This window comes from Corynebacterium sp. LK14 (genome assembly GCF_008042215.1).
GTDB lineage: Bacteria > Actinomycetota > Actinomycetes > Mycobacteriales > Mycobacteriaceae > Corynebacterium > Corynebacterium striatum.
The window spans coordinates 1-7,676 of sequence record NZ_NOVQ01000020.1; the positions used below are offsets into that span (position 1 = coordinate 1).

The window sequence follows — 7,676 nt, forward strand, 5'->3', positions numbered from 1 at the left end:
CTTCAACCATGGTGATTGGTTCCCCGCCCCATCGGCAGCCGATGTAGAGGCGGCGTAGTTTACCGCCCCATCGCAGGGTTGTCTTGCCGTTGGTGCTTACTTTGTCGGTGCATAGTCGGTAGTCGTGCTCTGGTTTGATGTCCGCTTATCTACATTCGCCCCCATTAAGGGTGAATCTTCAGATCAAAACTAGAAATAGTTTATATACAGCACTATCTGTATTAGGTAAGCCTTGCCTTTCCAGCCGTTCATGAATCGAGGTTTACTATGACCCAACAGTCCTCTACGCCCGCACGGAGTACAAGCTCATCCAGTGGGGCGACGGCACGTTTAAACACCAGAGATCTCATCAACGCTGGTATCTTTGCTGCACTTTACTTTGTAATCACCTTTGTAAGCGGAATGATTGGATTCGCAGGACCACAATTCATGTTTATTGGATGGTTCATCGCGGCAATCGCAAACGGAATCGTGCTAGCGCTTTATGCCGCCCGCACGCCCAAAATGGGTGCTTTCACCCTCGTCGGTGGTATTAACGGACTAGCATTCATGCTCACCGGACACTACTTCTGGACCCTGCTGGGAAGCATAATCCTAGGGTTTATCGCGGATTTGATTATTACAAAAAGCCACCTCAGTATTGCCAAATCCTTCCCTATTGCCTACAGCGTCTTCTGTGTCTGGATTTCTATGCCTTTTATCCCGCTAATTCTGGATACGGACTCCTACTACGTCGATATCGCAGACCAAATGGGTCAAGAATATGCCGATGCCATGTCGGATATCTTCCAGCCATGGACCATTGGGGTACTGGCCATTTGTGCGCTCATCGTCGGCTTTATCGGAGGAAAGGTCGGAGTTCGCGTCAGCCGCAAACACTTTGAAAGCGCTGGTCTCCTGTGAGCCTGCAAAAACAGGGCGTGCTTCGTCGATCTTCGATCGATCCACGGACCGTGCTGCTTTCTGTTCTAGTAATCAATGCGGTAGCTCTCAGCCACGGCCACCTACCGACACTGCTGATTTCTATCGCTTTCAGCTCCATCGCACTAGCTACAGTAAAGCCACACTATGGTCTTATTTGCCTGTTCGCTTTTGCATTATCCTATCTAGGGTACTGGGGCCTATTACAGCTTCCTGGCTCCACATTTTTCGCTTTTTCAGCGGCAATTTTTTCGTGGCTAAGCCGTTTTGTCATCAGCATGTCCATCGGCGCATTCGGCTTGCTCACTCTCACACCATCCACGTTGACCTCAGCACTGCGGGACCTGCGTTTACCAGGCTGGGCCACCATTCCACCGGCGGTATTCCTGCGCGTTTTGCCGATCATCGTGGCAGAAGCCAAAGCCATCCGCGATGCCATGGTCCTTCGGGGTCTCCAGCCTGGAGTAAAAAGCTGGATCACACAGCCCACACAATCGTCCGCGATGTTGATCATCCCCTTATTAGGTGCCGTCGTCCGCGCTGGTGATGAGCTCGCTGCCTCTGCTCTTGTCCGGGGATTGGGAGGACCCGCACGCCCAACCACCACCGCCGATCTTTCCTTCAAGCTTGTCGATGCAACTGCACTAGCTGGGTTGGGCCTCGTTGTTGCCTCTGTCTGGCTTCCCACGGAGGTCCACTTATGAACGAACGCAGTATCGCAACCAGTGTAGACGCCCACAACGTTTCTTTTACATATCCATTGGGAGCTCGGCCAGGCATTCAAGGTGTATCTGATGTGTCTTTTTCTGTCTCTCCAGGACAGTGTCTACTGATTACCGGTGATTCCGGATCGGGAAAGTCCACGGTACTCAAGTTGATCAACGGACTCATCCCCCATTTCAATCCAGGAGAGCTACTAGGCACCATCACTATTATAAAGGATGACCAGGCTTTTACCCCTGCGGAAGAACCGCTGTCCCGAGCCATCGAGTTCAGCGCCTCAGTATTCCAGAATCCAAGAACACAATTTTTCACTGAAAGCGTCAATGCAGAATTGGCCTTCGGGCTAGAAAACCTTGGTGTAGATCCCAAAGAAATTGAGTCGAGAATTCAATCAGCGGTCGAGCTACTAGGCATTAACGATCTTCGGGGCCGGCGATTCAAAGAATTATCCGGTGGGCAGTTACAAACCGTGGCATGCGCATGCGCGCTTGTGTCCCCGGGCAGTCTCGTGCTTCTCGATGAACCCACGTCCAATCTCTCCATGGAAAGCATCGATATTCTTGCACGCGTGCTACACCGCTTGAAGGAATTAGGCACAACGATCATTATCGCTGATCACCGTCTCTTTTTCTTAAAAGATATCGCTGACCAAGTTATTTACTTGACTCAGGGAAAAATAACGCAGAGTTTCCGCGCTCAGGAGTTTTATGCCTTAGACGAACCCGAACGCAAACAATTGGGGCTACGCAGCTTACACCATGTTCCCCTGCCCGCGAGCGTGCCGGTACCACCCACGCTCGAAAACGCCGATCCCCAGCGGAGCGGACTCGAGCTAAGCAACATCTGTTTTTCTTATGGCGCACATGAGGTATTAAACATTGACCACGCATTTTTCCCCAGCGGCGAAGTCACCGCCTTAATCGGGCCCAACGGCGCTGGAAAAACCACCCTCGCCAGGATCATTTGCGGTCTTGCTTCTCCCAAACGCGGCGGTAGTCTCCGTTTGAACAGCAAACGAGTAGGAGCGGCTGCCCGCAGACGTGCCGCGTACATGGTGATGCAAGATGTTGGCCGCCAATTATTCGCAGCCACCACCGAAGAAGAAGTCACGCTCGGACTGGCAAAGAAGAAGCGGGACCACATCGATGTCAATGAGATTCTCCATCGCCTCGATCTGGCAGGAATGGCCCAACGGCATCCGCAGTCTCTGTCCGGTGGGCAACGGCAACGCTTAGCCATAGCTTCAGCCCAAGCCGAGCAAGCAGCGATCTACATCTTCGATGAACCTACCTCTGGCGTGGGCTGGCGCCAACTGCAATCCATCTCGGCGCTACTTCGATCTCTTGCAGCAAGCGGAGCAGTGGTCATCGTCATCACCCATGACCACGAATTCATCCAAGAATCAGTCACCAGAATCATCGATATGACTGACATCAACAAGAATTGAGAAAGAGATGTCTGAACTAAAACAAAGTTCCACAGAATCAAGCGGAACCCACGCACCAGAATCACACGGTGCGTCACCGGAAGAAGAGGCTCGCGCAAAACTAAAAGCTGGCCAGGTCGCTCTAAAAAAACTACTGGCCCCAGTGCAAACAACTATCTACTTCGCACAGTTTCTCGCGCTTATATCCTCGGTACTCGCCGTAGCACCCTACGTCGCGTTGGTGGCACTGGGAAATGCTCTAATCGACGGCAAAACTGATGACGTCGCGTCCATTGTGAAATGGCTACTTGCTGCATTTTTGGGCCAGCTATTCTTCTATTTCCTTGCCCTTGCAATCACCCACTTCGCTGATGCAAAGCTGGTGGGGATTAACCGGCGCCGAATTATTACCGCTATTGCGAAAGCACCACTCTCGTGGTTTAGCCAGACTAATTCCGGCAAAGTCCGCAAAGCCGTCGAGGACGATACGTTAACTCTGCACACCCTGACAGCCCATGCTCCTGTAGAGAAGGTCGCCGCGATCTTTACGCCCCTCGCGCTTCTGGTTTATGCCTTTATCTTGGATTGGCGCCTTGGTCTACTTTCTATTGCCACTGTGCCCATTTTCCTAGCAATCCAAGCATATTCAATGAAAGATATGGGCACAAAAACTGCGGAAATGGATAATTATCTGGGTGAGGTCTCTGCGACTGCGGTGGAGTTCTCCGAAGGTATTTCCGTCGTCAAGGCTTTCGGCACCGTTGGCAAAGCCCACGCTCGATATCGCGAAGCTGCCCAAAAATTCGCGGAATTCTATTACGAGTGGGTACGTCCGCTTCTGCGTGTTTCCGCAATCTCAGAGTCTGTGGTGGCGGTTCCTGTCCTCATCCTTATCAATCTAGGAGTCGGTTCCCTGCTGATAGCTGGTGGCTATGTCACGGTCGCTGAAGTCATCGCAACAACGTTAATTGCGCTGGTGCTCCCAGGCACGATTCAAACCGTCGGCCAAATGATGTGGTCTTACCAGCTCGCTGGCAATGCGGCGTTGCGCCTTGATGAAGTCATGACAATTTCCCATGTGAAAGAAGGCCAAAAGAGACTCGATGCCAGTAGTCAAGACATGGAGGTGGAGTTCCATAAGGTCAGCTTTAGCTACGCCCCAGACACACCAGTCCTCCAAGACTTTTCTGCGCAACTAAATGCAGGCACTGTCACGGCATTGATTGGCCCCTCCGGGTCTGGCAAATCCACAGCAGCAACGATGCTGGCGCGTTTCCAGGATCCAGATTCGGGCACAATCACTATCAACAACGTGGATATCCGTGATCTCACTTTCGACAGTTTATACCGCACTGTGGCTTTCGTCTTACAAGATCCTCACTTACTGCGTATGAGTATTCGGGAAAACATTCGCCTTGCACGCCCAGAAGCCCGCGATGAAGAGATCTGGCAAGCCGCAGAGGCTGCGCACATAGCTGCTGATATTCGCGCTTTACCGGCTGGGCTCGACACCGTTGTTGGTGAGGACACCTCTTTATCCGGTGGACAACAGCAACGCATTTCTATTGCCCGGGCAATCATTACCAATGCCCCAATCTTGATCCTGGATGAAGCTACTGCGGCAACTGATCCTGACTGCGAAGCAGAAATTCAAGCAGCTCTAGCCACACTCGTCAGAGGCAAGACCGTCTTAGTCATCGCCCACAAGCCGGAGTCCATCCAAGGAGCAGACCAAATAATCTGCCTCAAGCCTATGAAGGATAATTCTCATGTCTAATGCCACTACGCCTGTTAGTTCGCGTCTTCGTGATCCGCTACTCACTCGCAGTGTCAAAAAGCTGCAAAGTCCTGTAGGCCATAAGCTCAATAAAAGGTATGCTTGTCTATCGCTTATCGTTGGCGTGCTTGATGGCCTCGCCGTTCTCACGCTCGTGCCACTTACAAAGGCACTCGATGGGGATACGACGATCGCACCATGGATGTGGACGCTTTTGGCAATTGCGCTCGTAGCTTTTGCGCTACGATTTTTCGCAACCATGGCCTCTTACCACACGGCCTTGGATTTCATCCGAGCCGCGCACACGACTGTGGGCGATAAATTAGCAACGCTACCGCTCGGCTGGTTCGTACCGGCTAATACCGGCGGCCTATCTCGCCTCGTTTCAGATCGCTTTATGGTGGCGGCCGAGACCATTGCGCATATTCAAGGAACGATATACCGCGATAGCGCGGCACTTGTCACCTTGTTAGTAGGAGCGTGTTTCTGGAACCCGAAGCTGGGCTTGGTCCTTCTTATCATCGCACCATTGGCGCTCGTGGTGATGCAGTTGGCTGCATGGATTCGTGAGAAAGCATCGAACCGCGCACTGGGGCCGAGTAAAGAGCTCTCCCAGCGCATCGTAGAATTTGCTAACCGTCAACCAGCCCTGCGCGCGGCAGGACAATCACAAGTTTTTGCGCCACTAGAGCAAGCGCTAGAAATCGACCATAAAGCACGAATACGCGAGCTATGGGTATCCACATTAGCTTTGCTACTCAACGGCATAGTAGTGCAGATCTTCATTGTGGCTCTCATTATGGTCTCCGCGGATCTTGCCGTTGAAGGCGCCCTATCGCCACTAGAAACAATTGCGATCATCGGAATCAGCTTGAGGTTTACCCGCACGCTTGAACAGCTGGGTTCTTCTTTCGTCGGTTTAGATGCCGGCCGTATCGCGCTCACAGAAACTGAGCTCATCACCGATGCCCCTTCCCTGCCAGAACCCACTACTCCGCGCCTAGGCGATGGTTCGGGAAATGTAGAGCTGCGTAATGTCACGTTTGGATACGGCGATAAACCAGTATTGGTAGATGTCACTTTCCATGCTCGACCAGGCACCGTTACCGCCATTGTCGGTCCTTCTGGCTCCGGAAAGACCACAATTGCGCGCCTTATTTCGCGATTCTGGGATGTAGATTCCGGGGCGGTGATGGTTGACGGCGTAGATATCCGCGAGCTTGGAACCGAACAGTTAATGTCCAGACTGTCCATGGTCTTTCAGGACGTTTACCTCTTCGACGACTCGTTAATCGCTAATATCCGCGTTGGTCGTCCCGACGCCTCCGATGAGGAAGTCTTCCGCGCAGCTGATCTTTCAGGCGTGACTTCTATTGCCAACCGCCTAGGGTGGCATACTCCTGTTGGTGAAGGCGGGCGGCTTCTATCCGGTGGTGAACGCCAGCGCGTATCTGTAGCTCGCGCGCTTCTCAAGCAAGCGCCGATTGTACTCTTTGATGAGGCTACCTCCGCGCTCGATGCAGAAAATGAGGCAAACATTCTTGCTGCGATGGACGAGCTACGGGAGCAATCTACTTTTATTGTCATCGCCCATAAGCTGGATACAATCAAATCTGCTGATCAAATCGTAGTCTTGGATGAACACGGGCAAGTCAGCCAGCTAGGCACGCATTCTGAGCTTTCCGATGTCCCCGGTATCTACCGTCACTTCTGGCAGCAACGCAAAGCAGCAAGCGGGTGGAAAATCAGTTCGGGACGCGATTAACGCGGGCACCGAGATCGGCATTGTTTGCGGGGGACACCCTTCTCTCCCCCTCTCCCCATTACGTTGTTAGCAGTTCCACCTCAGGGCGCCGAAGGTTCATAGCCTGTCCCCCCGATTGGGCGGGCTATGTTTATGTCCGTTCCCTCCGTTCGAAAGGACAGTGGAACTAGTCGCTGGCTTCGGTATGGCTTATTCCTGTCCCTGTCTGAAAATGATCCGGGGGGTGATGCCGCCGAAGGCAGTGACATACTCAAACTGCTAATAGGAACCTGACCCAGCCCAGGTGGTATGAGGTCTCACAGTAATGTGGATGCCAGTGCAAGTATGTCCGACCAACCCCAGCGATGAATCATAAATAGTCCAACTTCTCATTCTGAACTTGCCCCCGAAAGTTGGACTAGGGGTAATCCTACCCGGCTAACGTCTTAAGGGCCTTATCCCGGTATTTCATCGGGGTGCAACCATCAAGTCCCAGCTGGAGTCTTTCCGCGTTGTACCAGTCGATGTACGCGTCTACCGCAGCGGTAAATTCTTTGACAGACCCGAACTTCTCACCGTGATACATCTCGGCTTTCAAGTGGCCAAAGAAGTTTTCCATCACGGCATTGTCATAACAATTACCTCTCCGCCGGGGAACCATTTCGCAGACACTGCGCATATTTACGCATACGGCCGTTTCCCCAGGTAAATCTGCGCATATTTACGCATACGAAAAAAGGGCCTGCGCATATTTACGCATACGCCTGCGCATATTTACGCATACAGGGCTAGTTATCCACAGGGGTGTACCTGCGGGTTTACCTATTTTCCCAGGTGGCTTATAATTATATCCCTGTAGATCTATATCCCCACGGGGGATCCACCAACCAACAGCACCAGGATCTTGAGACCGAAAGACTCCCGCCTCGCCTTGCGGCTCGTTGGCCTGCCGCCCAAATCAATAGATTTGGTTGCCACCAAACGCCCACCCGTGATATGAAACTTCCCTACTTAAAACCTAAAAGTACTCACCCAAATAAACAGCTCTCAGTAACTGGCAACTCAACAGTGTAAAAAATCTGAAT

5 protein-coding genes and 2 pseudogenes are annotated in these 7,676 nt (G+C 52.2%); 5 read left to right on the forward strand and 2 right to left on the reverse strand.

The annotated features are described in order from the left end of the window. A pseudogene (locus CHU71_RS12590) lies at nt 1–127 on the reverse strand (IS481 family transposase); the annotation flags it as partial. A gap of 140 nt (nt 128–267) precedes the next feature. On the opposite strand from CHU71_RS12590, the gene CHU71_RS12595 reads away from it, so the two are divergent. From CHU71_RS12595 to CHU71_RS12615, 5 genes are read left to right on the forward strand one after another with little or no spacing between them, the layout of a single operon-like run. Then, complete coding sequence (locus CHU71_RS12595; protein WP_070420720.1) at nt 268–903, forward strand: MptD family putative ECF transporter S component; 636 nt, start codon at nt 268–270, stop codon at nt 901–903. A 50-nt stretch (nt 904–953) separates the two neighbouring features. Next, the gene (locus CHU71_RS12600; RefSeq protein ID WP_235591016.1) at nt 954–1,625 is read left to right on the forward strand and encodes an energy-coupling factor transporter transmembrane protein EcfT; all 672 of its coding nucleotides are present in this window, start codon (nt 954–956) and stop codon (nt 1,623–1,625) included. Further along, a complete protein-coding gene (locus CHU71_RS12605; RefSeq protein ID WP_147761262.1) occupies nt 1,622–3,091 on the forward strand; it encodes an ABC transporter ATP-binding protein in 1,470 nt (489 codons plus the stop codon). The genes CHU71_RS12600 and CHU71_RS12605 overlap by 4 nt, the downstream gene beginning before the upstream one ends. 7 nt (nt 3,092–3,098) lie before the next feature. Then, nucleotides 3,099–4,847 carry an ABC transporter ATP-binding protein gene (locus tag CHU71_RS12610; protein WP_070420718.1) on the forward strand — a complete coding sequence of 583 codons (1,749 nt, stop codon included), beginning with the start codon at nt 3,099–3,101 and terminating at the stop codon, nt 4,845–4,847. Continuing rightward, a complete protein-coding gene (locus CHU71_RS12615) occupies nt 4,840–6,612 on the forward strand; it encodes an ABC transporter ATP-binding protein (protein WP_147761263.1) in 1,773 nt (590 codons plus the stop codon). Before CHU71_RS12610 ends, CHU71_RS12615 begins: the two co-directional genes overlap by 8 nt. Before the next feature lie 409 nt (nt 6,613–7,021). Here CHU71_RS12615 and CHU71_RS12620 read toward each other — a convergent pair. Beyond that, nucleotides 7,022–7,240: pseudogene (locus tag CHU71_RS12620) on the reverse strand (IS3 family transposase); the annotation flags it as partial. Nucleotides 7,241–7,676 lie beyond the last annotated feature (436 nt).

What these genes read in the sequence shown, in the direction of transcription:
- CHU71_RS12615 (WP_147761263.1), top strand. Translation starts at nt 4,840, where the DNA reads ATGTCTAATGCCACTACGCCTGTTAGTTCGCGTCTTCGTGATCCGCTA.
- CHU71_RS12595 (WP_070420720.1), top strand. Translation starts at nt 268, where the DNA reads ATGACCCAACAGTCCTCTACGCCCGCACGGAGTACAAGCTCATCCAGT.
- CHU71_RS12605 (WP_147761262.1), top strand. Translation starts at nt 1,622, where the DNA reads ATGAACGAACGCAGTATCGCAACCAGTGTAGACGCCCACAACGTTTCT.
- CHU71_RS12610 (WP_070420718.1), top strand. Translation starts at nt 3,099, where the DNA reads ATGTCTGAACTAAAACAAAGTTCCACAGAATCAAGCGGAACCCACGCA.